At 54.8% G+C, this 23,912-nt stretch carries 21 protein-coding genes and 3 pseudogenes; 12 read left to right on the top strand and 12 right to left on the bottom strand.

Going from position 1 to position 23,912, the window contains the following annotated elements; translation table 11 throughout:
• Window positions 1–8 precede the first annotated feature (8 nt).
• Both yieH and EE896_RS18725 read left to right on the top strand, forming a co-directional pair.
• The gene (gene yieH, locus EE896_RS18730; protein ID WP_039658648.1) at window positions 9–668 is read left to right on the top strand and encodes a 6-phosphogluconate phosphatase; all 660 of its coding nucleotides are present in this window, start codon (window positions 9–11) and stop codon (window positions 666–668) included.
• A gap of 13 nt (window positions 669–681) precedes the next feature.
• Window positions 682–1,614: a GlxA family transcriptional regulator gene (locus tag EE896_RS18725; protein ID WP_140916057.1), complete on the top strand. Its 933-nt coding sequence runs from the start codon at window positions 682–684 to the stop codon at window positions 1,612–1,614.
• Here EE896_RS18725 and EE896_RS18720 read toward each other — a convergent pair.
• Window positions 1,599–2,594 (bottom strand): acyltransferase, encoded by a 996-nt coding sequence (locus EE896_RS18720; RefSeq protein WP_003849679.1) that lies wholly within the window; start codon window positions 2,592–2,594, stop codon window positions 1,599–1,601. The genes EE896_RS18725 and EE896_RS18720 overlap by 16 nt on opposite strands.
• Window positions 2,595–2,814: 220 nt before the next feature.
• On the opposite strand from EE896_RS18720, the gene glyQ reads away from it, so the two are divergent.
• The 4 genes and pseudogenes from glyQ (at window position 2,815) to EE896_RS18700 (ending at window position 7,062) form a co-directional block, all read left to right on the top strand.
• Entirely contained in the window at window positions 2,815–3,726 is a 912-nt protein-coding gene (gene glyQ, locus EE896_RS18715) for a glycine--tRNA ligase subunit alpha (RefSeq protein WP_003849680.1), read from the top strand.
• Between the two features lie 9 nt (window positions 3,727–3,735).
• Entirely contained in the window at window positions 3,736–5,805 is a 2,070-nt protein-coding gene (gene glyS, locus EE896_RS18710) for a glycine--tRNA ligase subunit beta (protein WP_140034181.1), read from the top strand.
• A 100-nt stretch (window positions 5,806–5,905) separates the two neighbouring features.
• Window positions 5,906–6,614 (top strand): annotated as a pseudogene (locus tag EE896_RS18705) (polymorphic toxin type 25 domain-containing protein); the annotation flags it as partial.
• Complete coding sequence (locus EE896_RS18700) at window positions 6,601–7,062, top strand: hypothetical protein (protein ID WP_105099999.1); 462 nt, start codon at window positions 6,601–6,603, stop codon at window positions 7,060–7,062. The pseudogene EE896_RS18705 and the gene EE896_RS18700, both read left to right, overlap by 14 nt.
• A 744-nt stretch (window positions 7,063–7,806) precedes the next feature.
• Here the strand turns inward: EE896_RS18700 and EE896_RS18695 are convergent.
• Window positions 7,807–8,036: pseudogene (locus EE896_RS18695) on the bottom strand (SymE family type I addiction module toxin).
• Window positions 8,037–8,420: 384 nt separating this feature from the next.
• On the opposite strand from EE896_RS18695, the gene EE896_RS18690 reads away from it, so the two are divergent.
• A complete protein-coding gene (locus EE896_RS18690; RefSeq protein WP_033743358.1) occupies window positions 8,421–8,705 on the top strand; it encodes a damage-inducible protein J in 285 nt (94 codons plus the stop codon).
• Entirely contained in the window at window positions 8,702–9,001 is a 300-nt protein-coding gene (locus EE896_RS18685) for a type II toxin-antitoxin system RelE/ParE family toxin (RefSeq protein ID WP_008926405.1), read from the top strand. Before EE896_RS18690 ends, EE896_RS18685 begins: the two co-directional genes overlap by 4 nt.
• A gap of 136 nt (window positions 9,002–9,137) precedes the next feature.
• On the opposite strand, the gene EE896_RS18680 is transcribed toward EE896_RS18685, so the two are convergent.
• From EE896_RS18680 to EE896_RS18670, 3 genes and pseudogenes are all read right to left on the bottom strand, one after another.
• Window positions 9,138–9,749: a glutathione S-transferase gene (locus EE896_RS18680; RefSeq protein WP_003849694.1), complete on the bottom strand. Its 612-nt coding sequence runs from the start codon at window positions 9,747–9,749 to the stop codon at window positions 9,138–9,140.
• A 21-nt stretch (window positions 9,750–9,770) separates the two neighbouring features.
• Window positions 9,771–10,694, bottom strand: coding sequence for a formate dehydrogenase accessory protein FdhE (gene fdhE / locus EE896_RS18675; protein WP_003849696.1), 924 nt, complete (start codon window positions 10,692–10,694; stop codon window positions 9,771–9,773).
• Window positions 10,694–11,071, bottom strand: a pseudogene (locus tag EE896_RS18670) (cytochrome b family protein); the annotation flags it as partial. The gene fdhE and the pseudogene EE896_RS18670, both read right to left, overlap by 1 nt.
• A gap of 286 nt (window positions 11,072–11,357) precedes the next feature.
• Between EE896_RS18670 and fdhD the strand changes: the two are divergent.
• Window positions 11,358–12,182, top strand: coding sequence for a formate dehydrogenase accessory sulfurtransferase FdhD (gene fdhD / locus EE896_RS18665; RefSeq protein ID WP_003849700.1), 825 nt, complete (start codon window positions 11,358–11,360; stop codon window positions 12,180–12,182).
• Here the strand turns inward: fdhD and EE896_RS18660 are convergent.
• Window positions 12,179–12,955, bottom strand: coding sequence for a DeoR/GlpR family DNA-binding transcription regulator (locus EE896_RS18660; protein ID WP_003849703.1), 777 nt, complete (start codon window positions 12,953–12,955; stop codon window positions 12,179–12,181). The two genes, fdhD and EE896_RS18660, sit on opposite strands and share 4 nt — an antisense overlap.
• A 207-nt stretch (window positions 12,956–13,162) precedes the next feature.
• On the opposite strand from EE896_RS18660, the gene EE896_RS18655 reads away from it, so the two are divergent.
• The 3 genes from EE896_RS18655 to EE896_RS18645 all read left to right on the top strand — a co-directional run bounded on the left by EE896_RS18655 (window position 13,163) and on the right by EE896_RS18645 (window position 16,573).
• Window positions 13,163–14,503 carry an aspartate aminotransferase family protein gene (locus EE896_RS18655; protein ID WP_003849706.1) on the top strand — a complete coding sequence of 447 codons (1,341 nt, stop codon included), beginning with the start codon at window positions 13,163–13,165 and terminating at the stop codon, window positions 14,501–14,503.
• A gap of 282 nt (window positions 14,504–14,785) precedes the next feature.
• Window positions 14,786–15,403: a superoxide dismutase [Mn] gene (gene sodA / locus EE896_RS18650; protein ID WP_008926407.1), complete on the top strand. Its 618-nt coding sequence runs from the start codon at window positions 14,786–14,788 to the stop codon at window positions 15,401–15,403.
• A gap of 201 nt (window positions 15,404–15,604) precedes the next feature.
• On the top strand, window positions 15,605–16,573 hold the full coding sequence (locus EE896_RS18645; protein WP_003848028.1) for a VirK/YbjX family protein: 969 nt from the start codon (window positions 15,605–15,607) through the stop codon (window positions 16,571–16,573).
• Window positions 16,574–16,582: 9 nt separating this feature from the next.
• Here EE896_RS18645 and EE896_RS18640 read toward each other — a convergent pair whose 3' ends face one another.
• The 6 genes from EE896_RS18640 to EE896_RS18615 form a co-directional block, all read right to left on the bottom strand.
• On the bottom strand, window positions 16,583–16,945 hold the full coding sequence (locus EE896_RS18640; protein ID WP_003848030.1) for a YibL family ribosome-associated protein: 363 nt from the start codon (window positions 16,943–16,945) through the stop codon (window positions 16,583–16,585).
• Window positions 16,946–17,048: 103 nt separating this feature from the next.
• Window positions 17,049–17,594, bottom strand: a complete 546-nt coding sequence (mtlR, locus tag EE896_RS18635; protein ID WP_181162247.1) for a mannitol operon repressor MtlR — start codon at window positions 17,592–17,594, stop codon at window positions 17,049–17,051.
• A gap of 64 nt (window positions 17,595–17,658) precedes the next feature.
• Window positions 17,659–18,807 carry a mannitol-1-phosphate 5-dehydrogenase gene (gene mtlD, locus EE896_RS18630; protein WP_140916058.1) on the bottom strand — a complete coding sequence of 383 codons (1,149 nt, stop codon included), beginning with the start codon at window positions 18,805–18,807 and terminating at the stop codon, window positions 17,659–17,661.
• Between the two features lie 95 nt (window positions 18,808–18,902).
• A complete protein-coding gene (locus EE896_RS18625; protein WP_003848039.1) occupies window positions 18,903–20,837 on the bottom strand; it encodes a PTS mannitol transporter subunit IICBA in 1,935 nt (644 codons plus the stop codon).
• A gap of 432 nt (window positions 20,838–21,269) precedes the next feature.
• Window positions 21,270–21,986 (bottom strand): DUF3053 domain-containing protein, encoded by a 717-nt coding sequence (locus EE896_RS18620; protein WP_008926411.1) that lies wholly within the window; start codon window positions 21,984–21,986, stop codon window positions 21,270–21,272.
• Between the two features lie 226 nt (window positions 21,987–22,212).
• Window positions 22,213–23,811, bottom strand: coding sequence for a gamma-glutamyltransferase family protein (locus EE896_RS18615; protein WP_003848043.1), 1,599 nt, complete (start codon window positions 23,809–23,811; stop codon window positions 22,213–22,215).
• Window positions 23,812–23,912 lie beyond the last annotated feature (101 nt).

Here is a 23,912-nt window from a genome sequence, read left to right as displayed (position 1 = left end):
AGAGTCTGATGTCAGTAGAATGCGTCTTTTTTGATTGCGATGGCACGCTGGTCGACAGTGAGTTGCTCTGTACCCAGGCCTACGTTAACACCTTTGCCCGTTACGGCCTGGCGCTGTCGCTGCAGCAGATGTTTGAAAAGTATAAAGGCGTCAAACTCTACGACATCATTCGTGACGTGGGCGATGCGCATCAGGTAACGCTGCCGATGGAAGAGGTGGAAACAGCTTATCGCGCGGAAGTGGCAAGACTGTTTGATCTGCAACTGCAGCCCATCCCAGGCGCGAAAGCGCTGGTTGAGCAGATAAAAGTGCCGATGTGCGTAGTCTCAAACGGAACCGTAAAAAAGATGCAGCACTCGCTGGGCTTAACCGGCATGCTGCCGCTTTTCGAGGAGCACCTCTACAGCGGCTATGACATTCTGCACTGGAAGCCCGATCCGGAACTGATGTACCACGCCGCAGAACAGATGCAGGTGCCGATTGAGCGCTGCATTCTGGTGGATGACTCCGAAGCGGGCGCCCGCGCCGGTATCGCCGCTGGCATTCCTGTCTACTACTACTGCGCTGACCCACACAACCCTGAACTGGACCACCCGCTGGTGACCCGCTTCGACGATATGGCGCAACTGCCTGCGTTGTGGCGCGCCCGTGGCTGGGATCTGGCGTAGCGCTGGCCACAATATGACTCGTACCGTCTGGTTTTTAACCCTGCCTGGCGTGATGGCGCTGGATCTGACCGGCCCGGCTGAGACGCTGCAGCTGGCGGGCGATCGCTTTTCGCTGCGCTATATTGGTCCGCAGCCGGAGGTGGTCTGCTCCACCGGCATGACCATTGGCGGCATTGAACCCTTACCGGAACAGTTGCCAGAAGGGAGCCTTCTGGTGGTGCCGGGCGTCTATGATTCGCAGATCTGTTATGCCACACCTCAGGCCGCAGAAGCACGCGACTGGCTGAGGCGCCAGAACGCCGCGCTGTGCGCGCAGACCTTCATGCTGGTCTGCGTCTGTTCGGGTGCGCTGCTGGCGGCGCAGGCGGGCATGCTCGATGATGTACTCTGCACCACTCATCATGATGTGATTGCCCGGCTGAAAGCGGCGGCTCCACGTGCACGGGTGCAGGAGAATCGGGTGTTTGTCGGGCATGAGAATATCTGGACCAGCGCGGGCATCACGGCCGGGATCGACCTGGCACTGCATCTGATCACTCAGCTTTGTGATACGCCCACCGCGCTGGCGGTGGCGCGGGAAATGGTGGTCTGGTTTCGCCGCGCCGGTGACGACCCACAGCTTTCACCCTGGCTGCGTTATCGCAACCACATGCATCCGGCCATTCACCGCGCGCAGGATCTGATGATTGCCCATCCAGAGCATGGCTGGACGCTGACTGAACTGGCCGGACGCACCCACGTCAGCAGCCGCCATCTGGCGCGTCTGTTTCGTCAGCATCTGGGGATCAGCGTGCGGGAATACCATGAGCAGCTGCGGGTTGGCGTGGCGCGCCAGCGTCAGCAGCAGGGTGAGTCTGCCGAAAAAGCGGCGCTGGCGGCGGGGTTTTCATCGGCGCGCCAGCTACGACGCGCCCGCCAGCGTGAAGCCGATCAGCTGACGAAATGACGGGTATCGACGCGTTTCAGTGCCATTCCCAGCAGCAGGCTGCCGCCCAGCGTCAGCCCAAACACCCAGGGCAGGTCGAGCCAGGGACGCGACATATCATCGTAGTGATGCGTGCGCAGATAGTGAATGAAGAGCGCGTGAAAGCCGTAGATTGGCAGTGAATAACGGGCAATCAGCGTTAAACCGGGAAGAGTGCGCTGGTTCAGGCTGTTTTTAAACACGATCAGCAGGCTGATGGCGGCGATAAACACCAGCGGTCCGCAGTAAAGATACCAGGTATCGTTAAACGCGCCGTTGACGATCAGCGCCTTTTTCGTCCCCAGCGTAATACCAATCACACAGGCGATAAACAGTCCGGTAGCCAGCGGCGTCAGGCCGCGCCGGGTCGTATCCATGGTGCCAATCGCCCGTCCCAGCAGTGCATAGAGCAGGTAGTAAATGCTGTCACCGCTGACATAGAGGTTAACCGGCAGGAAATGAAACGGGCCCAGCGACTGACTGACCGTATTGGGGTTGGCGAGCACCGCCAGCACCAGCACCAGTAGCGCCACATAACGCGCCTGCACATTTTTTACCTGAATCAGCGGCGACATCAGATAGATGCCAATTAGCGCAAAGAAGAACCACAGGTGATAGAACACCGGCTTCTGCAGCATCTTCAGGATCGACCGTCCTTCGCTGATTGGCGTCAGCCAGGTGATATAGGCCAGCGAAACCGCGCTGTAGAACAGCAGACAGAGCACCAGCCTGACCATGTGGCGCGGCTGGGCGCTGCGTTCGCCGAAAAACAGATAGCCGGAGATCATAAAGAACAGCGGAACGCAGACGCGTGATGCCGAGTTCAGCAGATTTGCCACATCCCAGGTGGTGCCCGTCACCGCCATCGGCCCGGTGATATACCAGGTGGTGGTGTGAATCACGATCACCATCAGGCAGGCGACCGCGCGTAAATTGTCTATCCAGTAAATCTTCTGCGGCATGGCGTCCTCTTGCGCATCGCTCCGTGCGCCAAAGGGTAGTCAAATGCGACCAGAGCAACAACTGCTGCCAACAGGATTCAGAGGCATCTGTATGCCAGCGCCCTGAATCACTGCGAAAACGTGCCGGTTGCGCCTGGGATTTACGGCTGCACATCGCGCGGTCAAAGGGTATACTGTCGGCCTCTTTTTTTAATCTAACCGAAGCGCGTGCACACTCAACATGCAAAAGTTTGATACCAAAACCTTTCAGGGGCTGATCCTGACCTTGCAGGATTACTGGGCGCGTCAGGGCTGCACCATTGTCCAACCGCTGGACATGGAAGTGGGCGCTGGCACTTCACACCCGATGACCTGCCTGCGCGCACTCGGCCCGGAGCCGATCGCCGCCGCCTACGTGCAGCCATCACGCCGTCCAACCGATGGTCGCTACGGTGAAAACCCGAACCGTCTGCAGCACTATTACCAGTTCCAGGTGATCATCAAACCGTCACCGGACAACATTCAGGAGCTCTATCTCGGCTCGCTGAAAGAGCTGGGTATGGATCCGACGGTGCATGACATTCGCTTCGTGGAAGATAACTGGGAAAACCCGACGCTGGGTGCCTGGGGACTCGGCTGGGAAGTGTGGCTCAACGGCATGGAAGTGACGCAGTTCACCTACTTCCAGCAGGTTGGCGGCCTGGAGTGTAAGCCGGTGACCGGCGAGATTACCTACGGCCTGGAGCGTCTGGCGATGTATATCCAGGGCGTCGACAGCGTTTACGATCTGGTCTGGAGCGACGGCCCGCTGGGCAAAACCACCTACGGCGATGTGTTCCATCAGAACGAAGTGGAGCAATCCACCTATAACTTCGAATACGCCGACGTCGATTTCCTCTTTACCTGCTTCGAGCAGTACGAGAAAGAGGCGCAGCATCTGCTGGCGCTGGAAAAACCGCTGCCACTGCCCGCCTACGAACGCATTCTGAAAGCGGCACACAGCTTCAACCTGCTGGATGCCCGCAAAGCGATCTCGGTAACAGAGCGTCAGCGCTATATTCTGCGCATTCGTACCCTGACCAAAGCCGTGGCTGAAGCTTACTACGCCTCTCGCGAGGCAATGGGCTTCCCGATGTGCAATAACAAAAAGTAAGAGGCAGCCATGACTGAACAAACCTTCCTGGTGGAGATCGGCACCGAAGAGCTGCCACCAAAAGCCCTGCGCAGCCTGGCAGAAGCCTTTGCCGCGCAGGTCACCGCTGAACTGGATGCCGCCAACCTGAGCCACGGCGAGGTCAGCTGGTTTGCTGCACCGCGTCGTCTGGCACTGAAAGTGGCAAACCTGAGCGCCTCACAACCCGATCGGGAAGTGGAGAAGCGCGGTCCGGCTGTTTCCGCAGCGTTTGATGCTGATGGCAACGCCACCAAAGCCGCCGAAGGCTGGGCGCGTGGTAACGGCATTACTGTCGATCAGGCTGAACGCCTCGCCACAGATAAAGGCGAATGGCTGGTTTACCGCGCTCAGGTCAAAGGCGAAGCCGCTCAGGCGCTGCTCCCTGCGATGATTGCGACCGCACTCAGCAAGCTGCCAGTGCCCAAACTGATGCGCTGGGGCGACAGCGATGTGCAATTCGTTCGTCCGGTTCACACTGTGACGATGCTGCTGGGCGATGAACTGATCCCTGGCACCATTCTGGGCATTAAGTCAGACCGGGTTATTCGCGGTCACCGCTTTATGGGTGAAAGCGAAATCACGCTCGACAACGCCGATCAGTACCCTGATGTGCTGGAAAAACGCGGCCAGGTCATTGCAGACTATCAGGTTCGCAAAGCGATGATTAAAGCCGATGCAGAAGCAGCCGCACGTCGCTTAGGCGGCAACGCCGATATCAGCGACAGCCTGCTGGAAGAGGTGACCTCGCTGGTGGAGTGGCCGGTGGTACTGACCGCGACCTTTGAAGAGAAATTCCTCAAGGTGCCTGCGGAAGCGCTGGTCTACACCATGAAAGGCGATCAGAAATATTTCCCGGTGTATGACAATGACGGCAATCTGATGCCGAACTTCATTTTCGTCACCAACATCGAGTCCAGCGAACCACGCCAGATCATCTCCGGCAACGAAAAAGTGGTACGTCCACGCCTGGCCGATGCGGAGTTCTTCTTTAACACCGACCGCAAAAAGCGTCTGGAAGATCATCTGCCGCGTCTGGAAACCGTCCTGTTCCAGAAAGAGCTGGGCACGCTGCGCGATAAAACCGACCGCATTCAGGCTCTGGCGGGCTGGATTGCCGGTGAAATTGGCGCCGATGTGAATCACGCCACCCGCGCAGGCCTGCTGTCGAAGTGTGACCTGATGACCAACATGGTCTTTGAGTTCACCGACACGCAGGGCGTGATGGGCATGCACTATGCGCGTCACGACGGCGAAGCAGAAGATGTGGCGGTCGCGCTGAACGAGCAGTACCAGCCGCGCTTTGCCGGTGATGATCTGCCGTCAAGCCCGGTTGCCTGTGCGCTGGCGATTGCTGACAAAATGGATACGCTGGCCGGTATTTTTGGCATCGGTCAGCATCCAAAAGGCGACAAGGATCCGTTCGCACTGCGTCGTGCGGCGCTGGGCGTGCTGCGTATCATCGTTGAGAAAAACCTGCCGCTCGATCTGCAAACGCTGACTGACGAAGCGGTGCGTCTGTATGGCAGCAAGCTGAGCAACGCCCGCGTGGTCGATGATGTGATCGACTTTATGCTGGGTCGCTTCCGCACCTGGTATCAGGAAGAGGGTCACAGCATCGACACGCTGCAGGCCGTTCTGGCGCGTCGTCCGACTCGTCCGGCTGACTTTGATGCACGCATGAAAGCGGTGTCGCACTTCCGTACGCTGGAAGCAGCCTCAGCACTGGCGGCGGCGAACAAGCGCGTCTCTAACATTCTGGCGAAATCGACCGAAACGCTGAATGAGAGCGTGCAGGCGTCGCTGCTGAAAGAGAACGAAGAGATCCAGCTGGCGACCTTTGTCACCGCGCTGAGCAGCAAGCTGCAGCCTTACTTCGCGGAAGGCCGCTATCAGGATGCGCTGGTCGAACTGGCTCAACTGCGTACTGCGGTAGATAACTTCTTCGATAAAGTGATGGTTAACGCCGACGATCAGGCGGTGCGGGTCAATCGCCTGACGCTGCTGTCAAAACTGCGAGAGCTGTTCCTGCAGGTCGCGGATATCTCGCTGCTGCAGTAATGTGATTAGCGGTGCGGAAAAGGGACGAGCAATCGTCCCTTTTTTTTATGGAATTTTTTGGGCCGGGATAGCCTGAGTATACGTATGCTTTTTCGTAAATCCGGGGGTTAAGCGTGACGACCTGAGCGAAGAGCAGCGGCAGACGATCAGCGCTCTGGGGACGCTGGCGGCGAGACTTGCGGGTGGAGTCGTGGGTGACAGTACGGCGGATGTTGTGGCGGGTGCTCAGGCGGGGGAAAATGCGATTGAGAATAACTCGCTCAATGATGGCTGGAACAGCATGTTGTCATCAGGAACAAATGATTACGGACTGACCGTAGGCTCGTGGAATCAGTATGGCAAGGACAATAATCTGACACCAGAAAAAATTCAGGAAGGGATGAATCATGTTGCTATTGGTGAAGGGCCTTCCTGGGGGACTGAATATAAGGTTAAACCTAATGGAAAAGTTGAAGTTTCAGGTGGCGTGGGACTTGCTTTGAAAAGAGGATATGAGATTAATAATGATTACTTCTCTATTTCTACAGGATACACTAAAGAATTTGGTATTAAGGCTGGAGCTTCAATCGGTATTGACTTTGGTCCATATTTCCCGGGATTGTTTGGAGACTTAAATCGTGATTATTCAACTAGCGTCGGTTTTGGTCCCGGTTCTGTAGGAAATGTCTGGCGGGAAAGATGGCATTGGTATTTCGTTTTCTACTGGACTGGGAATTGGTTTTACAGGTTCTGCTATTGATTCCTATGATAAAAAAATAGATATGAACGGTGACTCCACTAAGGAAATATACCGCTATGATTTCGAATGATATTATTTTCAATGTTTCATCCTTTATGTTGTTATGTTTTTTATTGTTATGGGGTGGTTGTTTTTTTATTTTTGTTTATAAAAATCTTGGTGGCGCTAAGGTAGGTAAGGACTCCATGCTTTATTTCAATTATATGTTTTTTAAACGGGATGCTTTATCAAACTGTGCATTGGTTTTTCTTGTTCTTGGATATATGTCTGCAGCGATAGCGGAGTATCGAAGGGGGGCGGATGAATTATTGTTAATGTCTAATTTTTCCGGAGGACTTGCATTTTTTCTTTTTGCATTGTACGGGAAGTATTTCCACCAAGGATTTACTGATGATAAAAGCCCCTTTTATTTCATAAAGGTTTTTTTGACAAAAACAGATCTATCCTTTGGCTCGATTTTTCTCTGGCTATCAAGACTGGCTTATACAGCATGGTTAATTGTAGTTCTTTGCAATTAAAAAGTAATCTTGCATTAGTTGCACTACACTATATTCCTGCCGGAAAAAGGTCGCAGAGCAGTTGCTGGAAATCGGGGTAAAAGCAGGGCCTGCCGGACTGGCCATTAAAGATGTAGCTGATAAAATGCCCTCCAATGACTGGAGCGTCTTGTCACCCTGTAGATAATGGATAACGATGAGATTATTGGGAAGTATCTGAGTTCGTTGCAGGATTAGTATGCCCATTTAAATACTGGTGGTGCTCAACTTGCAGGCACAGAAAACATTGGCAAACTGGTAAATCCAGTTCAGGATGAAAATAAAGGGACGTCGTTAGTTACGCCAGCTAGATCTGGTGAGCAAGTAGCAAGCCATACGGAGAATATTGAAGGCGCGCTGAATACGGATGGAAGTATTACGGAAACACCGATTGCGGAGCAGAATACGGCTGATCTGGCTTATTTATTTGAAGACAGTAAATATGTTCCTGGCCCTAAAGATGCTATAGGCGGCTTGAGAACACCAATGGATTTAAGTGATTCTAAAGCTCAATATTTCTTTAATAAATCAATTCAATTAGGTGAGCAGCGTTAAGTTGGAATGATTTTTTTGCATCTTTCTTTAAATCTGGATAGGTCGGTGGCCTTATCCTGGGTATCAGAATCTGTATAAAAATGTGGTTAAAGAAAAGAAAAAAGCAGAAATTCCCACCTGAATAAACACTCAATCCCGGCCTTTAAATGCCGGGATTTTTTTACCTGCCGATCACTCCTTAGCCAGCCGGATAATCAGTTGGCCCTGTTCGGCGATAATGCTGACTGGCTGACTGGCTGACTGGCTGGCTGGCCTTTGACGAATCCCCACTGCTCCAGCCATCGTCCTTTGATGGTCAGTTGAGGTAATGGATTCGGTCTGCCGCCGTTGGGGCGGTAACCGACGACGCTTTTACGTGCTTGGGGTACAGCGGGTTCTGACGTAGAATCTCTTCCAGCCATAATTAACTCCGATTCAGTTAGTTGTGGTCAGCGGGCTGTTGGTGTTCCACCACCTTCAGTCCGCGCTAAAAGTCTCTCGTTACGTTCTTCCTTTACTGTTTTCTTCTGTTCACATATATATCGTCTGCTTCGTAAGTCTGCTGAACGCTAAGTAATAGATTGCGAGGCGTCTCTGGCAAACGAATTATTTTTCACTTTGCCATTTCGTTTACATCTTCTTCTCAATATTCTTTTCAGCAACTGCAATCAGCCGCTTATTCATAATAGCGTGGTGATTTTCGGCATCACTATTGTCGGCATCACTATAAGAGTGGAATGGGGATGACAGAGAAAGGGATGACAGGCATGATGACAACACAAATGACACCACACGAGAGTCCGGCCATGAGCACTATCCACTTCAGAATCGATGACGACGTTAAACGACTCGCCATGCGGGCAGCCGAGCGCCAGAAGAAGACGCTGACTGAGGTTATGCGTCAGCGAGCGGAAGAGCTGGCTGCTGAAGAGCGGCAATATCAGGAGGGTAAACATGATGCATGGCTGGAAGAGCAAATAACGGCGGCGTTCAGTCGTTATGATGCCGGTGAAAGTGAGTTCATCAGTAACGATGAAATGAATGCCCGCATGGAAGAGCTGAAAGCGCAGGCCGCGCGGGGAACATTGTGATATCAGCCGTTCAATGGGAAAAACAGGCGCAGGCGGACAGGGAGACGATATTTCGTTATCTGTATCGTGAGGCTGGCGTACGGGTAGCCAGTGCAACAGACGTTAAGTTTATCCGTATGGCCAGTCTGCTTAGCGAAAACCCCCTGGCGGGCACGAAAGTCAGCACAGAAAAACAGCGTAAGCTGGCAGTCCCACGCTTTCCCTTTATCATTCTCTATGTGGCTGAAACAGATGGGGTTCGTATTCTGCGTATACTGCATACATCCCAAAAAATAACAGGCCGCTATCAAAGATAGTCAGCCAGTTACTTGTGTCTCAGAAAGTCAGATATAAGGACGTCCTCAGAAAGAACGGCGCGCTTCAGAGCTGGATTAGACAATTAGCCCCAAAACCGCATCTTTGAATCCAGCCACCTGCCAGCTACAGCACCCATCACGCCGCAGGCGGCGTTGTCCGCGCAAAGCTCTCGCGCTGAAACAGCGTTTCCGCCAGCTTCACCAGCGCCGGTCGTTCGACACACCAGTTTGGCACCACGCGGCGGAAATTGAGATAGCCGATCATGCAGCCGGTGGCGATATCCGCCAGACTGAGCTGGCCGTTGTTCAGCCATTTTCCTTCAGCGGCCACGGCTTCCAGCATGTCGAGGCTGCGCTTAATCTTTTCACGGTTACGCAGCAGGACCTCTTCGGACTGCAAATTACCCGGACGCATCTGCTCGCGAACAATCACCAGCGCAGCATCGCTGACGCCATCTGCCAGCTTCTCCAGCTGACGGATGTTGAGCGACTTAAGCGGATCGGCAGGCAACAGGGCCGGCTCCTCACCGCGCAGTTCCAGAAATTCCGCGATGATGCTGGAGTCGAACCAGATTTGCTTATCGTCAGCGACCAGCGCCGGAACTTTGCCCAGCGGATTGTAGTGCGGCACGTGACTGTCATCGCTGTAAGGCGATGCATTAACGAATTCAAACGTGATGCCTTTTTCCAACAGGATAATCGAAATCTTACGCACAAACGGGCTGGTATAGCTGCCAATCAGTTTCATCAGGTTCTCCGGATTCAGTGACTATTCGCCAGGAAACATAAAAGGATTGAGACTGCTGCGCGCGAAGCCTTCCTGCTCCATTTTTGCATCCAGTATCAGCGACGCCAGGTCATCGGCCACCGGTTCAATGGCCGGATCGTTCTCCTGATAGAGCATCTTCAGATAGGTGCCGCAGTCGCCACAGCTTTCCGCCTTCACGGCTGCTTTCTCGCTGCTGAGCGACCAGTAGTGCAGGTCACGGGACTGTTCGCACTGGGTACATTTGCTGCCCACGACATGCCATTCACTTTCGCACAGATTGCAGTGCAGATAACGCGCGCTTTCATGACTGCCCATATGAACGATGCTGGCGACCGGCATACTGGCGCAGACCGGACAGAACTGACGCTGATTCCCCATTTCAGCGTGTGCCTTACCGGGTATCAGGGCTGCCATCTGCGCCCAGTAGAGCGAGAGTGCTGCCCAGATAAAGGGCGCTTTATCGTTGCTCACCTGTGCATACTCGCCGGTAAACAGCGCACCGGCCAGTGTCTCCAGCTCTGTGGCTGAGGCCTTCTCCAGATTCTCCAGCACCGCCAGCGCCTGACCGCTCATCTCCGGCTTCAGCTCAGCAATCAGCGAGTGCAGCAGCCGTTGCCAGTGTGGATCGCGCGGCAGAGTATGGATGTTCAGCGGTGGCTTGCCCTCGCTGGCGCTCTGCGTCAGTCGGGCATGCAGATCGAGATGCAGAGGATGGTCATACAGCACAATTTCCTGCGCTTCAGCGATCACCGCCGCAAAGCGCAGATAATCGCCGAGTGGATTTTTCGCCGCAAGATCGCGAAGTCGCGCGGCACGACGGCTGTATAAATTTTTCAACCGTGGAAAAAGTAACGGCGGAATCATCTCCTCCGTTGTTTTTTCGCCTTTCTCCAGCGGATCCTGCGGGATTATACGAATACTCATCAGGGGCGTTTTTCCTGTTTTATTGGCGAATTACGCCGCTCACGATATCCACAAGGATAATGCTGTCTGGCTCATTAAGAGCATATTCAGCTTTCTACCCTCGCGGCCAGTGTGCCTCTGACCCATAATGCGGCATAAGCGGGCACCATAATCACGATGATCAGCGTCACTGCCGAAACAGAATGCACAATCAGTGCCAGCCGACTCAGCGGAATGACAAAGGCATCTGAAAAGTACGGTCCCCGGATCACAATGCCGCTGGCAGGCGGCAGTACTAAGCTGATGATAGCAGTCCAGAACAGACTCTTCTGACCAAAGTTCTTTTTACGGGTGTCTCCTGCCTCTTTATTCACTGTAATCTGATGAATCTCTCTGGCCCGTTAAAGGGTAAGGCGACGGATTGGCATGTGTTTCGGGTTCCCCAAAACATCCGCATTAACACCCCAGTGATTTGCAGATTTTCCCGGCGTTAACACATGAAAAAGACCTTTTCTCATGGGGCCGCCAGCAGGCAGGGCGACAGTTATTTTCACTGAAGAAACCGCATCAATTGCCTCGCTGTTTATTTGCGCTCTCGGGGGCTAAAAGGCAGAATCAGAGCGCGTCTATGCTCTGCATTACCGGGCACCGAATGAGATCATCTCTTAACAACAGGTCATATTTTTGAAAGCTATCCAGCCTGATTCAGGCGAAGATTTAACAATTCAAACCGGCGTTAGCAGGACGCAGGTGTGGCAGCGCGCCAGTCTGACCGATGCACAGGATGACTGGCTGGCAGACGAAGTTCCGGTGGCGCTGGTCTATAACGATATATCACACGTGGTGATGATGACCACGCCCAAAGACCTGGAGGCTTTTGCGCTGGGCTTTTCGCTATCAGAGGGCATTATCGACGCACCTGGCGACATTTTCGGCATGGATATTGTGCCGGGCTGTCACGGTATTGAGGTGCAGATTGAGCTGTCCAGCCGCCGCTTTATGGCGCTGAAAGAACAGCGTCGCGCGCTGGCAGGCCGGACCGGCTGCGGCGTGTGCGGTGTTGAACAGCTGGACCAGATTGGCAAGCCGCTCTCTCCGCTGCCGTTTACCCAGACCTTCGCGCTGGACCACCTGGATCGGGCGCTGGGCCAGCTGAAAGATTATCAGCCGGTCGGACAGAAAACGGGCTGCACCCATGCTGCTGCGTGGATCCAGCCTGATGGTCAACTGGCGGGTGGCTGTGAAGATGTGGGGCGCCATGTGGCACTGGATAAGTTGCTGGGTTATCGCAGTCAGGCTGCGTGGGGACCGGGCGCGGTGCTGGTCTCCAGCCGCGCCAGCTATGAAATGGTGCAGAAGTCTGCCATGTGCGGCGTGGAGATCCTGTTTGCGGTCTCGGCGGCGACCCGCCTGGCGGTTGAGGTGGCTGAGCGCTGCAACCTGACGCTGGTTGGATTCAGTAAACCTGGCCGCGCCACAGTCTACAGCCATCCTCAGCGTCTGCGTTAAACCACCATTACCGCTGGCAATGTCTGCTGCAACGCCTCAAGTGCGGCACCGTTGTCGCCGCCACTGTCAGTAATCAGCAGGGAGATCGCCTGCGGCGGCGCGTAAACCGTGCGGCTGACCACGCCGAGTTTGGTGTGATCGGCCAGCAGATAGCAGGCAGCGGATTGCTGCACCATTGCTCTGGCGATAGCCGCTTCGTGCGGGTGAAAACTGCTGCCACCGCACTCTGCGTCAATCCCCACTGGCGACAGCAGCGCGACATCGGCTCGGTAGCGGATAATCTCGCCAACGGTGATTTCGCCGCGCGTCTGTTGCGCACCCGCCGACATCGTCCCACCCAGCAAAATAATCTGATTATTCAACGGCTGGTTTTCTTCTCCAGCGCTCAGTGCCAGCGCGGCCTGCAGGCTGTTGGTCACTATCGTCAGGCCGGAAAGGGCGTGTAACTCCTCTGCCAGCAGCGTGGTGGTGCTGCCCGCATCAAGAAACAGCGTCTGTCCGGGCTGCAGCAATTGCGCAGCGGCGCGGGCGATTGCGCGTTTCTCCCGGGTCTGGGTGCTGCGACGTTCCGTGAGCGGCGGTTCAGCCTGGGTTTCAATGGCCACCAGGCCACCGTGGACGCGGCGTGCCAGACCCAGCGCTTCCATCTCAATGATGTCGCGGCGCGCGGTTTCGCGTGACACCCCCAGCTCCCTGATAATGCGCTCGGTACTGACCTGGTTTAGCCGGGTCAGTAAGGCACGGATGCGATGAAGGCGCGTTTCCTGCAGCATAGAGAAATCCTTATAAAGCGCGAAGAGCATGGATGATACGCCAGTGACGCGAAAGATTCTGTCTGGATCAGAGAGCAAGCTTAGCGCGGCGGCTTGACGGCGTCATGTGTATTTTATTGCTTTTGTGTATTTTGTTGCATTTTAGATTCAGGCAGGCATGATACAGGAGTCCGCTCTTCTTCCTTCATCCTTGTAACGGGAGTCAATATGGCCACGCGTTCCACCATTATGGATACCAACAGTTTTCGTGCTGAACATGCCGATGCGCTCGACAGTGACACACGCAAACTGACCGATAAACGCAGCAAAGTGCTTGGCGAATCCTATCGGCTGTTCTATCGCAAACCGGTTCATCTGGTGCGGGGTGAAGGGCAATATCTGTGGGACGCAGCGGGCGATAAATATCTCGACGTTTACAACAACGTGGCGAGCATTGGTCATTGCCATCCGGCCGTGATTGAGGCGGTGACGCAGCAGATGAAAATGCTGAACACCCACACGCGTTACCTGCATGAAAAGATTCTGGATTACAGTGAAGCGCTGCTGGCAACGACACCTGCGGCGATCGATCGCGCGATGTACATGTGCACCGGATCGGAAGCCAACGATCTGGCGATTCGCGTGGCGCGCGCGTTCAGCGGCGGTACCGGTATTATCGTCAGTAAAGAGGCCTATCACGGCACCAGTGAGCTGACCTCCGGCGCGTCTCCGGCACTGGGCAGTGGACAGCCACTGGCACCGACCACGCGGCTGGTGATGCCGCCAGATGCCTACCGTGTGGATGCGCCCGACCTGGGTGACTGGTTCGCAGACCAGATTCAGCAGCAGATTGATGACATGGCGGCGCACGGCATTAAATTTGCCGGTTTCCTGGCGGACTCGATTTTCTCCTCGGACGGCGTTCTGCCCAATCCACGCGGCTTCCTGAAAAAAGCGATTGAGGTGGTGCATGCCAACGGCGGCATTTTTATTGCCGACGAAGTTCAGCCTGGCTTTGGCCGAACTGGCGACGCGTTCTGGGGCTTTGGTCGCCACGATGTGGTGCCTGATGTGATTACCACTGGCAAGCCGATGGGCAATGGCATTCCGGTTTCCGGACTGCTGGCAAAAAGTGATGTGCTGGCAGCCTTCAGCGATTCGATTCCCTACTTCAATACCTTTGGGGGGAATCCGGTCGCGATGGCGGCGGCGCAGGCGGTGCTGAACGTGATTACCGAAGAGGGATTACAGGAACACAGCCGCGTGGTCGGCGCGAAGCTTCTGGCTGAGCTGCGAACCCTGATGGATCGCTATGAGTGTGTGGGGGATGTGCGCGGTGCCGGACTGTTTATCGGCTTTGAACTGGTCACCGATCGTCACAGCAAAACGCCGGACAAAACGCTGGCGCTGGATTTGATTGAGAAGCTTCGTGAACATCGTGTGCTCACCTCGGTCGCCGGTCCGTATGGGAATGTGCTGAAACTGCGTCCACCACTGGCTTTCCAGGAGAGCGATATCGACTGGCTGGTTGGCGCACTCGACAGCGCCCTGCGCGAGCTGGGTCAGTAACGCGCAGAGCAGGGCCGACGCGGCGTTCAGGCGGGAGGCGTGCTGGCTGATAGCCTGGCATCAGCGTGCTGCTCTCCCTGCCTGGCACGTCTGAAAAGGCAGAGCCAGCATCAGCACACTGTAAAAACAACGGGTTGCTAATGCCGGCTTTCGCAAATCCTTATGGTTAATAGGGCATTGATTACCCTTTTACGCTACATGAATTTAACTATAATGATTCGACTGCTTACGCGGCACGTCCCGAATTCGTCGTGCTGCTCAAACTAAATGGAGAGGAAGAACATGAGTTATTCACTGCCATCCCTGCCTTACGCATACGACGCACTGGAACCGCATTTCGACAAGCAGACGATGGAGATCCATCACACCAAACACCACCAGACCTATGTGAACAACGCTAACGCCGCGCTGGAAGGTACTGAATTTGCTAATCTGCCGGTAGAAGAGCTGATCACCAAACTGGATCAGCTGCCAGCAGACAAAAAAGGCCCACTGCGTAACAACGCAGGCGGTCACGCTAACCACAGCCTGTTCTGGAAAGGCCTGAAAACCGGTACCACGCTGCAGGGTGACCTGAAAGCGGCTATCGAGAAAGATTTCGGTAGCGTGGAAAAATTCCAGGAAGAGTTCGAGAAAGCCGCTGCGACCCGTTTCGGTTCTGGCTGGGCATGGCTGGTTAAGAAAGGCGACAAACTGGCTGTGGTTTCTACCGCAAACCAGGATAACCCGCTGATGGGTGAAGCGGTTGCCGGCGTTTCTGGCTTCCCGATCATCGGTCTGGATGTGTGGGAACACGCTTACTATCTGAAGTATCAGAACAAGCGTCCTGACTACATCAAAGCGTTCTGGAACGTGGTTAACTGGGACGAAGCGGCAGCCCGCTTCGCTGCTGCTCAGTAAGTTAACAAAGCGTAAACGCAATGAAGATAAACCGGTGAAATTTATTTCGCCGGTTTTTTTTATCTCTATTTTGTGTATTCCAGATTCGGACCCGAAGTCATCAGATATGAGTTTTAATGTTATTCCGCATTAACCTGCCGTTGATATTGACTATGTTATTTTCAGTGACATTCTTGTTTAACTCATTGTGTGTCGCTGACTATGTCAATTATAACTACTCAGGAAAATACGACCGAATCCTCTGCTTCTCTTTTTTTTCAGTTAATTAGCGGGAAATATGTTCCGGATAAACTCTGGAAAAGTAAACGTTTCCGCCTGAAATTTGTGTTAAGAACCTTAATATCGCCACTGACGACGCTGCATTATCTGCACGCGTTGTCGCATTTACCGCAACTCCCGCTGCTGATGAGCACGCAGGGATTGTTGCCCGCTAAGCTGCACCGGCCCTATCTGCGTTCAGGACTGAGCATTGCAGCACGTGCGCAGGCGATACTTGATCATTACAGCCTGATGAATAATCTGGAAAATCCTATGCTGCGCCAGCTGTTGCAAAGCGCTACGGATAATCCACTGGCCACACTGACCGGTAAAAATGGCGAAAACTTTATCCTCTCGTGCAGCTCTGGTTATTTCGACCGGGAAGGGGAAGTGACACTGGTATTGCGTTATAACGACGAAATTATTGCGTCGCTCTCATTTTCTATTCTCAACGAAAATAGCCAGCGCACCCTGTTAATTGGTGGACTACAGGGGCCGCGGAAACATATCAATAATGAGATGATCCGCGAGGCGACCAAAGCGGCTCACGGTCTCTTTCCAAAGCGTCTGTTAATGGAAGCGGTATTTATTGTTGCGAAGCAGTGCGGTGTGGAAAATATTCTGGCGGTAGGTGATGAGACACATGTCTTCCGCAGTCTGCGTTATCGCCATAGCAAAGGGGATAAGTTCTTTGCCAGCTACAGTGAATTCTGGCTGTCGCTGAGCGGTGAAGCGCGCAAAGATGGGATGTTTACTCTGCCGCTGAGCCTGCCGCGCAAGACACTGGAGGAGATCGCCAGTAAGAAGCGGGCAGAGTATCGCCGTCGCTATGAACTGCTGGATGCGCTGGCGGAGCAGGTGTACGCCGCCGCTGGCGAACGCAAAGCCGATGTCGATCAGGCAGCTGCCTGATCGACTCCGTCAGAATGCGGTTTTAGCGAAGCCGGTCATCGCTGTCAGACCCATCTCACGTCCCAGCGCGGTCATTGGATGCACCACCACCAGGCCGCGCACGCTTTTTTTCAGCGCGCCCAGATTTGCCTGCTCTTTCTTGGTAATTTCGCGGCTGAAGCCCATTTTCTGCAGCTTCTGCGCTTCGGCACTGAGTTTTTCAACCCGCTGACCGCGCAGGCGCTCAATCTCAATGACCAGCGCTTCTTTCTCTTTCAGCAACGCGCCCAGTTTCTCGACATCACCCGATTCAAGTAGCTGCGGTTCTTTGCGGTTCAATGCGTCCAGCTTATCGCTGAGAAGTTTGATTTCGTTCTTTTCTTGCTCTTTCATGACAACAACTCGTTGAGGAAAACAGGGCAAGGATACACCAAATCTGGCGCATATTCCCGTTCAGGTTAAGACGAAAAAGGCGCCGTGATGGCGCCTGACAGGATCAGCTACCGGACTTTTTAAACGCCTGCTTCATACTGATGCGCGCGATCAGCTCGGTGAGTGACAGGACCATGGTGGAGCGCACCATCTGCAGATAGCGCTGCTGCTGCATACTGCGCAGCTCGGGATCTTCAGTATTAAACACCGGCGCGGGTGGCCAGGCCGTGACACAGTGCAGTTCCCCAAACGGGCCGAGAATCTCGTCGTCAGTAAAACGATAATCGCCGTGGTCGTGATTCAGCTCTTCGCGCAGCGCCAGCAGCAGTTCACCATCTTCATATTCGTGCCGGCTGATGACGCCAAGTCCGTAAATCAGCTTCAGGCGAACCGAGAGTTCGCCCAAAGGGCCATTACCCAGCAGCAGCGGTTCTACGGCATATTTAACCGCATAGTCATCTTTGCGGAACACCTGCAGCACCAGCAGATTGACGGCTTCAGCCAATAGCTCAACGGCGGCGATCAGAAAGCTTCTCACCGAACGACCGGCGTTCAGGCGCTCAAGCACCCGGTTCTCAAAAGCCTGCTTCTCTTCCATTATTGCCTGCATGGGTTCAATACCGCCGTTGGGCGCAGGCGAACTGCGCCCGGCTTGCGTCACTAACACGTGCGCATTATGCCATAGCGTGCCAGGCGCTCACCACAGAAGCCACCACTTCGCTGTCGGCATCCAGTCCTGAAATCTCAGCCAGCGTAGCCTGCGGGCCTTTTTCTGCCAGCAGCGCGGCCAGTTCCTGTGCCTGCGGGTCCTGATCGCTGTGATAGTGCATGGCAGCAGCAATACCCTGCACCAGGCTGGCGTGCGGTAAACCATACTCCATTGTGCCCAGCGTGGGCTTAATCAGGCGATCGCCCGCGCTGAGTTTACGCAGCGGCTGACGGCCTACGCGCTCAACATCATCTTTCAGATAAGGATTTTCAAAACGACCCAGTATTTTCTGGATATAGGCCGCATGTTTTTCCGCATCAAAACCGTAACGTTTAATCAGTACCGCGCCACTCTCTTCCATTGCGCCTTTCACTACGGCCCGGATTTTTTCATCAAGGATGGCGTCACGAATGGTCTGGTGACCCGCCAGCTGGCCGAGGTAGGCGGTAATGGCGTGACCGGTGTTCAGGGTGAAGAGTTTACGCTCAACAAAGGCCATCAGATTGTCGGTCAGTTCCATGCCAGGAATGGCTGGCAGGTCACCTTTAAACTGGGTTTGATCGACGATCCATTCGCTAAAGGTTTCAACGGTCACTTCCAGTGGATCGGTGCTGCCTGCTTCAGAAGGGGGCACGATGCGATCGACAGCGGAATCCACAAAGCCGACATGCTCTTCCAGCCAGGCGTGATACTGCGCCGGCAGCGCCTTCAGCACATGCTGTTTTAGCTGGCTGGTGCCGCGCACCATATTCTCACAGGCGATGATATTTAATGGACGGGTGTTACCGTTGTCGCTGCGTTTTGCCAGACCTTTTGCCACACTGGCGGCAATACGCTCCAGAATCTGCGGACCCACGGCGGTGGTAACAAGATCGACGTCAGAGACCAGGGTGATGATCTCATCGCTGGTGCTGTTTACGGCACTGACGCCTTTAACGGTTTCCACTTTGGCCTGTTCGCCAACCACATGAACGGGATACTCATGACGCGCGTTCAGTGCATCCAGCACCGTCTGATTCACATCAGCAAAAACCAGTTCGATACCTGCATCAGCCAGTAATTTGCCGATAAAGCCGCGACCAATGTTTCCTGCTCCGAAATGTAACGCTTTCATAATTTTTGACCCATATCAAATGACGATGGGGCGGGCAAACCCGCCCCAGGAAATCGGGACGGGCATGACCGCCCCAGGGAAAGAATTGCTCTGAATTACGCGACGGCAGGCTTGCCTGACAGCAGATCCAGCACTTCCTGCACGCGGGTGGTGTTCGCCAGCTTCTCAATCACGCTGTCATCATCCAGCGCATTGGTCAGGCTGGTAATCACCTGAATGTGCTCGTTATTACGGGCAGCAATACCAATCACCAGGCGCGCGACGTCGTCTGGCTCTTCGCCAAACAGGACGCCTGCCGGATACTGACAGAACACCACGCCAGTTTTCAGCACGCGATCTTTCGCTTCAACGGTCCCGTGCGGCACCGCAATCGACTCACCGAGGTAGGTCGGCGTCAGTTTTTCACGCGCCAGCATCGCGTCAACATATTCTGGCTCTACATAACCGCCTTTCACCAGCTGTTCACCAGCAAAACGAATCGCCTGTTCTTTGTTGCTGGCGGTCAGGCCGAGGAAGACGTTATCTGCACCCAGTTTAAACAGGTGTGCGTTGCCTTCATCGTAACTGTCAGAGAGCGCAGTGGTGACCGTTTGACGATGCACGTCGCTGCGATTAGCGGCAACCAGACGTTCGGTCAGCGTGCTGTAGAGCGCACTGTCGAGGAAGTTATTCAGCGAGATGTGCTGCGCATGCGGAGCCTGGCGAATAGCACGCTCTGTCAGATCACGATGGGTAATCACCAGATCGACATCGCCTGGCAGGGCATTGATCGCGGTATTCGTCACCGACACATTGCTCAGACCTGCATCCTGCACTTTCTTACGCAGAACACCTGCACCCATGGCGCTTGAGCCCATACCGGCATCACAGGCGACGATAATTTTGCGCACGTGATGCAGCTCGACGCTCATCGCATCGCTGGCGACGGGTGCACCCGCCACGCTCTGGCCTTTCGACTGCGCTTTCATCTCATGCATGCGCTGAGTCGCGGCTTCGATATCGTCATCTTCTTTAACCTTGCTGGTTTTCAGCAGGATAGCGGAAACTACGAAGGAGACGGCGAAAGCGGCAGCAATGGCAGCGATGTTCGCAAAGTAGGCACCCTTTGGTGTCATCGCCAGCACCGCCAGGATTGAACCCGGTGAAGCAGGCGAGACCAGGCCACCGTTCAGCACGGTCAGTGTGAAGACACCCGTCATGCCTCCCAGGATGACCGCCAGCAGCAGGCGAGGCGCCATCAGCACATACGGGAAGTAGATCTCATGGATGCCGCCAAGGAAGTGGATAATTGCCGCACCGCCTGCAGATTGTTTAGCACTACCACGACCAAAGAACATGTAGGCCATCAGCACGCCCATACCCGGACCCGGGTTGGCTTCGATCAGGAAGAAGATCGACTTGCCCGCCTCACTGGCTTGCTGGATACCCAGCGGTGAGAAGATCCCGTGGTTGATGGCGTTGTTCAGGAACAGGATTTTTGCCGGTTCCACGAAGATTGAGGTCAGCGGCAGCAGGTTGTTCTGCACCATCAGATTCACGCCTGCGGCGAGAATGTGTGACAGACCTTCTACCAGCGGACCAATCGCCAGGAACGCCAGCAGTGCCAGAATCATCCCGATAATACCGGCCGAGAAGTTGTTAACCAGCATCTCGAAGCCGCTTTTGATTTTGCCGTCAATCGCCCGGTCAAACGACTTAATTGCCCAGCCGCCCAGTGGACCGGCAATCATTGCACCGAGGAACATCGGCATATCCGCACCGACAATCACACCCATTGTCGTAATTGCACCGACCACACCGCCACGATCGCCGCCCACCAGACGCCCACCGGTAAAACCGATCAGCAGTGGCAGCAGGTAGGTGATCATTGGGCCAACCAGTTTGGCCAGCGTTTCGTTCGGGATCCAGCCAGTTGGAATAAACAGCGCGGTGATGATACCCCAGGCGATGAACGCCCCGATGTTTGGCATCACCATATTACTCAGAAAGCGACCAAAGCTCTGTACTTTGACCTTCACTGATGAGGACATAAACCCACCCCTTATTGAGACGCGCTGCAATAGGAGAGCGCGTTTGTTTTTGTTTAGCCACCCCGACTCGCAGCCGGTGGTATTACTGTATGCACGCGGACTCTATCACGCGAATTTGGCACTGCGTAGCACGCGGAAAAAGTGTGATCTATATCACTGATTAAGGGTGGTGGCAGGGGTGATTAGCGTGACATTGATCACATTTTTATAACGGTTACGTGTTGTTTTGCCTGGTTTTTACGCGTGATAGCTGATTATCTGTGAGTTTGATCACACTAAAAGGGCGGGGGTTTGTTATATAAATGTGACTCAGATCACAAATTATTTTTGGTCGAAAATGCGCCAGATCACACTTCATTCGACAGGCTATCGGATGCGATTAGAAAAGGCGTGGAGACGGGCAGGCGACCTACGCCTGCCCATAAAGCAGATTTACTGCAGGCCACCCTGAACGGCCGCTTGTGCCTGAGGAAGCGCCTGTGCATTCGCGGATAACGTGCTCATTATCGCGTTGTATTGTGAAGCCTGATCCTGCGTCGGGAACTGCACGCCGCCATCATTGAAGCTGACGCGGGTACCCTGAGTTTGCAGGAATTCGCCGGTCTGCACGGCAGCCTGGCTCAGCGCCTGAAGTTTAGGCAGCAGCGGAATCAGCTGATTGGCGGGTACCGTCACCACTTTGTTATAGGCGGTGTCGTAGACTTTTTTCAGATCATCCGTCTGCTTTAGGGCCGCTTTGCTGCTGTCCGCCTGCATTTTTGCGCTCTCAATCTGCTGGGTAACAATGACCAGTGCGCTCGTGGCCTGACGCAGGGAATCACGACGGCTGAGATAATCCTGCGGAACGCGAATGGCAGACAGTTCATCCACCACCGGACGCATCCCCTGTTCAACGGCTTTGTTCGCCTGCTGCGAAAAGCCGTACATGATGGCGTAATCGCTGGCGAAGTTGCCAAAGCTTTGCTTCTGGTTTTCGCTGAGACTAGGGAGATGCTCGCCACTGCGCATCACGGTATTCTGGAGGAAATCAATAAATGCTTTACGCTGCTCGCCTTCTTTGTCACCGCATGCGGTGAGTTGCAGCACGATGAGCGCGCCAGCGAGCATAATGCCGCCGCGTGCCATAAGGCGTGTAAGTCCTGAAGCCATTGGGTCAACTCCTGTCGGTAGTACTGTCTGATGTCCAGGTGGGAATGGCCTAAAGAATAGAACAAACCGCCGTCACGGCACAATGTGAAACCGCCTGTGAAGCAGAGGCTTTCTTAAACGCCGGTGATACAACGGGATCGCCCGCACGTCAGAGCGCGATACGTTTCCTGCCATCATGCGTTAACCTGAACGTCAGTTTAGCGGTATTGCGATCACGGCTGCAGCCTTAAAACACCACCGCCTGACCATCTTTGCGACTCTCGCTGGCTGCAATATAGAAACCCTGCGGATCGCGCACTATCGCCTGCGCGCCACCAAAGTTGTAATTGCTCAGGGGATCTTCCAGTACCACATTGTGCCCCATGCGGCGCAGCGTGCTCAGGGTATTGCGATCGAGTGTCGATTCAAACACCACCTCGCGTCCCTGTACCACCCGCCAGCGCGGCGCATCAATCGCAGCCTGCGGATTCTGGCGGTGCAGCATAATTCGCAGCGCCAGCTGGACATGACCCTGCGCCTGCATCGGGCCACCCATCACACCAAACGCCATCAGCGGCTGACCCTGCTCATCCAGCGCAAAGGCCGGGATGATGGTGTGAAAAGGGCGCTTACCGCCTGCCACCACGTTAGGATGGTCTGGATCGAGTGAAAAGCCCGCCCCACGGTTCTGCAGGCTGATGCCGGTGTCGGGCACCACCACGCCGGAGCCAAAGCCCATGTAGTTAGACTGAATGAATGAGACCATCATACCGCTGGCATCAGCCGTCGCAACATACACCGTGCCGCTCTGCTGCGGTGATCCAAAGCGGAAATCTCCCGCTTTGTCAGGATCAATCAACGCTGCCCGCTGGCGGATATACTCTTTACTCAGCAGTAACGCTGCCGGGAACTCGAGATGATCTTCATCGGTGACATAACGCTCCAGATCAACCAGTGCCAGTTTCATCGCCTCAATGGAGAGATGCAGCCACTGCGGCGAATCAGGCGCATAACGGTTGATCTCCCACGCTTCCAGAATGCCGAGCGCAATCAATGTCGCAATGCCCTGACCGTTAGGCGGCAACTCCTGCACCGATCCCCCGGCAAACGGATGTGACAGCAGGGTAACCCAGTCGGCGCGATGGTTTTTCAAATCGTCCAGCGTCAGCGCCGCGCCATGTTCACGGGCAAAGGCTGTCATCTTCTGCGCCAGTGCACCGCGATAAAAACTTTCACCCTGTGTCTCAGCGATCGTCTGCAGGGTCCGGGCCTGAGCCGGATTGCGGAATAACTCGCCCGCACGGGGTGGACGGCCCTGCGGCGCAAAGCAGTCGATGAAGCCAGGCTGATCCCGTAGCTTGTCATAGCCTCGCTGCCACAGCTGACCAATCAGCGGTGATACCGGAAAACCGTTGCGCGCATAGTCAATTGCGGGTTGCGCCAGTGTGGTCAGCGGTAGGGTCCCGAAGCGCTGCGCCAGCGTGACCCACGCCGAGACGGCACCCGGGACGGTAACGGACTCCCAGCCGGTTTCTGGCATTGCACTCAAACCGGCGAAGCGCTCAGGATGCCACGCGGCGGGCGAACGGCCTGAGGCGTTTAATCCATGCAGCTCGCTGCCGTCCCAGACAATGGCAAACGCATCGCTGCCGATGCCGTTTCCGGTTGGCTCCAGCACAGTTAAGGCGATGGCGGTAGCGACAGCGGCATCTACAGCATTTCCGCCCTGCTGCAGCATCCGTAAGCCCGCCTGCGCCGCCAGCGGTTGTGAGGTCGCCACGGCATTGCGTCCCATCATCGGTACGCGATGAGAAGGGTATCCGACGTCAAAATCTGTTTCTCGCATCGCTCTTCATCCTTTCAGGTGGCAGGTCTCTTTTTACCCGTCATGAGTGCGCAATCACAAGGCTGCACTTTTAGCGCGCATCAGCGCGATTAAGGACGGCT

Origin of the sequence: Pantoea eucalypti, assembly GCF_009646115.1 — a bacterium.
GTDB lineage: Bacteria > Pseudomonadota > Gammaproteobacteria > Enterobacterales > Enterobacteriaceae > Pantoea > Pantoea eucalypti.
The sequence above is the reverse complement of the archived record's forward strand: the minus strand, read 5'-3'. Positions and strand labels throughout refer to the sequence as shown.

Excerpts from the sequence above, each read along its gene's own strand:
- yieH (WP_039658648.1), top strand. The coding sequence starts at position 9 with ATGTCAGTAGAATGCGTCTTTTTTGATTGCGATGGCACGCTGGTCGAC.
- EE896_RS18725 (WP_140916057.1), top strand. The coding sequence starts at position 682 with ATGACTCGTACCGTCTGGTTTTTAACCCTGCCTGGCGTGATGGCGCTG.
- EE896_RS18720 (WP_003849679.1), bottom strand. The coding sequence starts at position 2,594 with ATGCCGCAGAAGATTTACTGGATAGACAATTTACGCGCGGTCGCCTGC.
- glyQ (WP_003849680.1), top strand. The coding sequence starts at position 2,815 with ATGCAAAAGTTTGATACCAAAACCTTTCAGGGGCTGATCCTGACCTTG.
- glyS (WP_140034181.1), top strand. The coding sequence starts at position 3,736 with ATGACTGAACAAACCTTCCTGGTGGAGATCGGCACCGAAGAGCTGCCA.
- EE896_RS18700 (WP_105099999.1), top strand. The coding sequence starts at position 6,601 with ATGATTTCGAATGATATTATTTTCAATGTTTCATCCTTTATGTTGTTA.
- EE896_RS18690 (WP_033743358.1), top strand. The coding sequence starts at position 8,421 with ATGAGCACTATCCACTTCAGAATCGATGACGACGTTAAACGACTCGCC.
- EE896_RS18680 (WP_003849694.1), bottom strand. The coding sequence starts at position 9,749 with ATGAAACTGATTGGCAGCTATACCAGCCCGTTTGTGCGTAAGATTTCG.
- fdhE (WP_003849696.1), bottom strand. The coding sequence starts at position 10,694 with ATGAGTATTCGTATAATCCCGCAGGATCCGCTGGAGAAAGGCGAAAAA.
- EE896_RS18660 (WP_003849703.1), bottom strand. The coding sequence starts at position 12,955 with ATGCTGCAGGAAACGCGCCTTCATCGCATCCGTGCCTTACTGACCCGG.
- EE896_RS18655 (WP_003849706.1), top strand. The coding sequence starts at position 13,163 with ATGGCCACGCGTTCCACCATTATGGATACCAACAGTTTTCGTGCTGAA.
- sodA (WP_008926407.1), top strand. The coding sequence starts at position 14,786 with ATGAGTTATTCACTGCCATCCCTGCCTTACGCATACGACGCACTGGAA.
- EE896_RS18645 (WP_003848028.1), top strand. The coding sequence starts at position 15,605 with ATGTCAATTATAACTACTCAGGAAAATACGACCGAATCCTCTGCTTCT.
- EE896_RS18640 (WP_003848030.1), bottom strand. The coding sequence starts at position 16,945 with ATGAAAGAGCAAGAAAAGAACGAAATCAAACTTCTCAGCGATAAGCTG.
- mtlR (WP_181162247.1), bottom strand. The coding sequence starts at position 17,594 with ATGCAGGCAATAATGGAAGAGAAGCAGGCTTTTGAGAACCGGGTGCTT.
- mtlD (WP_140916058.1), bottom strand. The coding sequence starts at position 18,807 with ATGAAAGCGTTACATTTCGGAGCAGGAAACATTGGTCGCGGCTTTATC.
- EE896_RS18625 (WP_003848039.1), bottom strand. The coding sequence starts at position 20,837 with ATGTCCTCATCAGTGAAGGTCAAAGTACAGAGCTTTGGTCGCTTTCTG.
- EE896_RS18620 (WP_008926411.1), bottom strand. The coding sequence starts at position 21,986 with ATGGCTTCAGGACTTACACGCCTTATGGCACGCGGCGGCATTATGCTC.
- EE896_RS18615 (WP_003848043.1), bottom strand. The coding sequence starts at position 23,811 with ATGCGAGAAACAGATTTTGACGTCGGATACCCTTCTCATCGCGTACCG.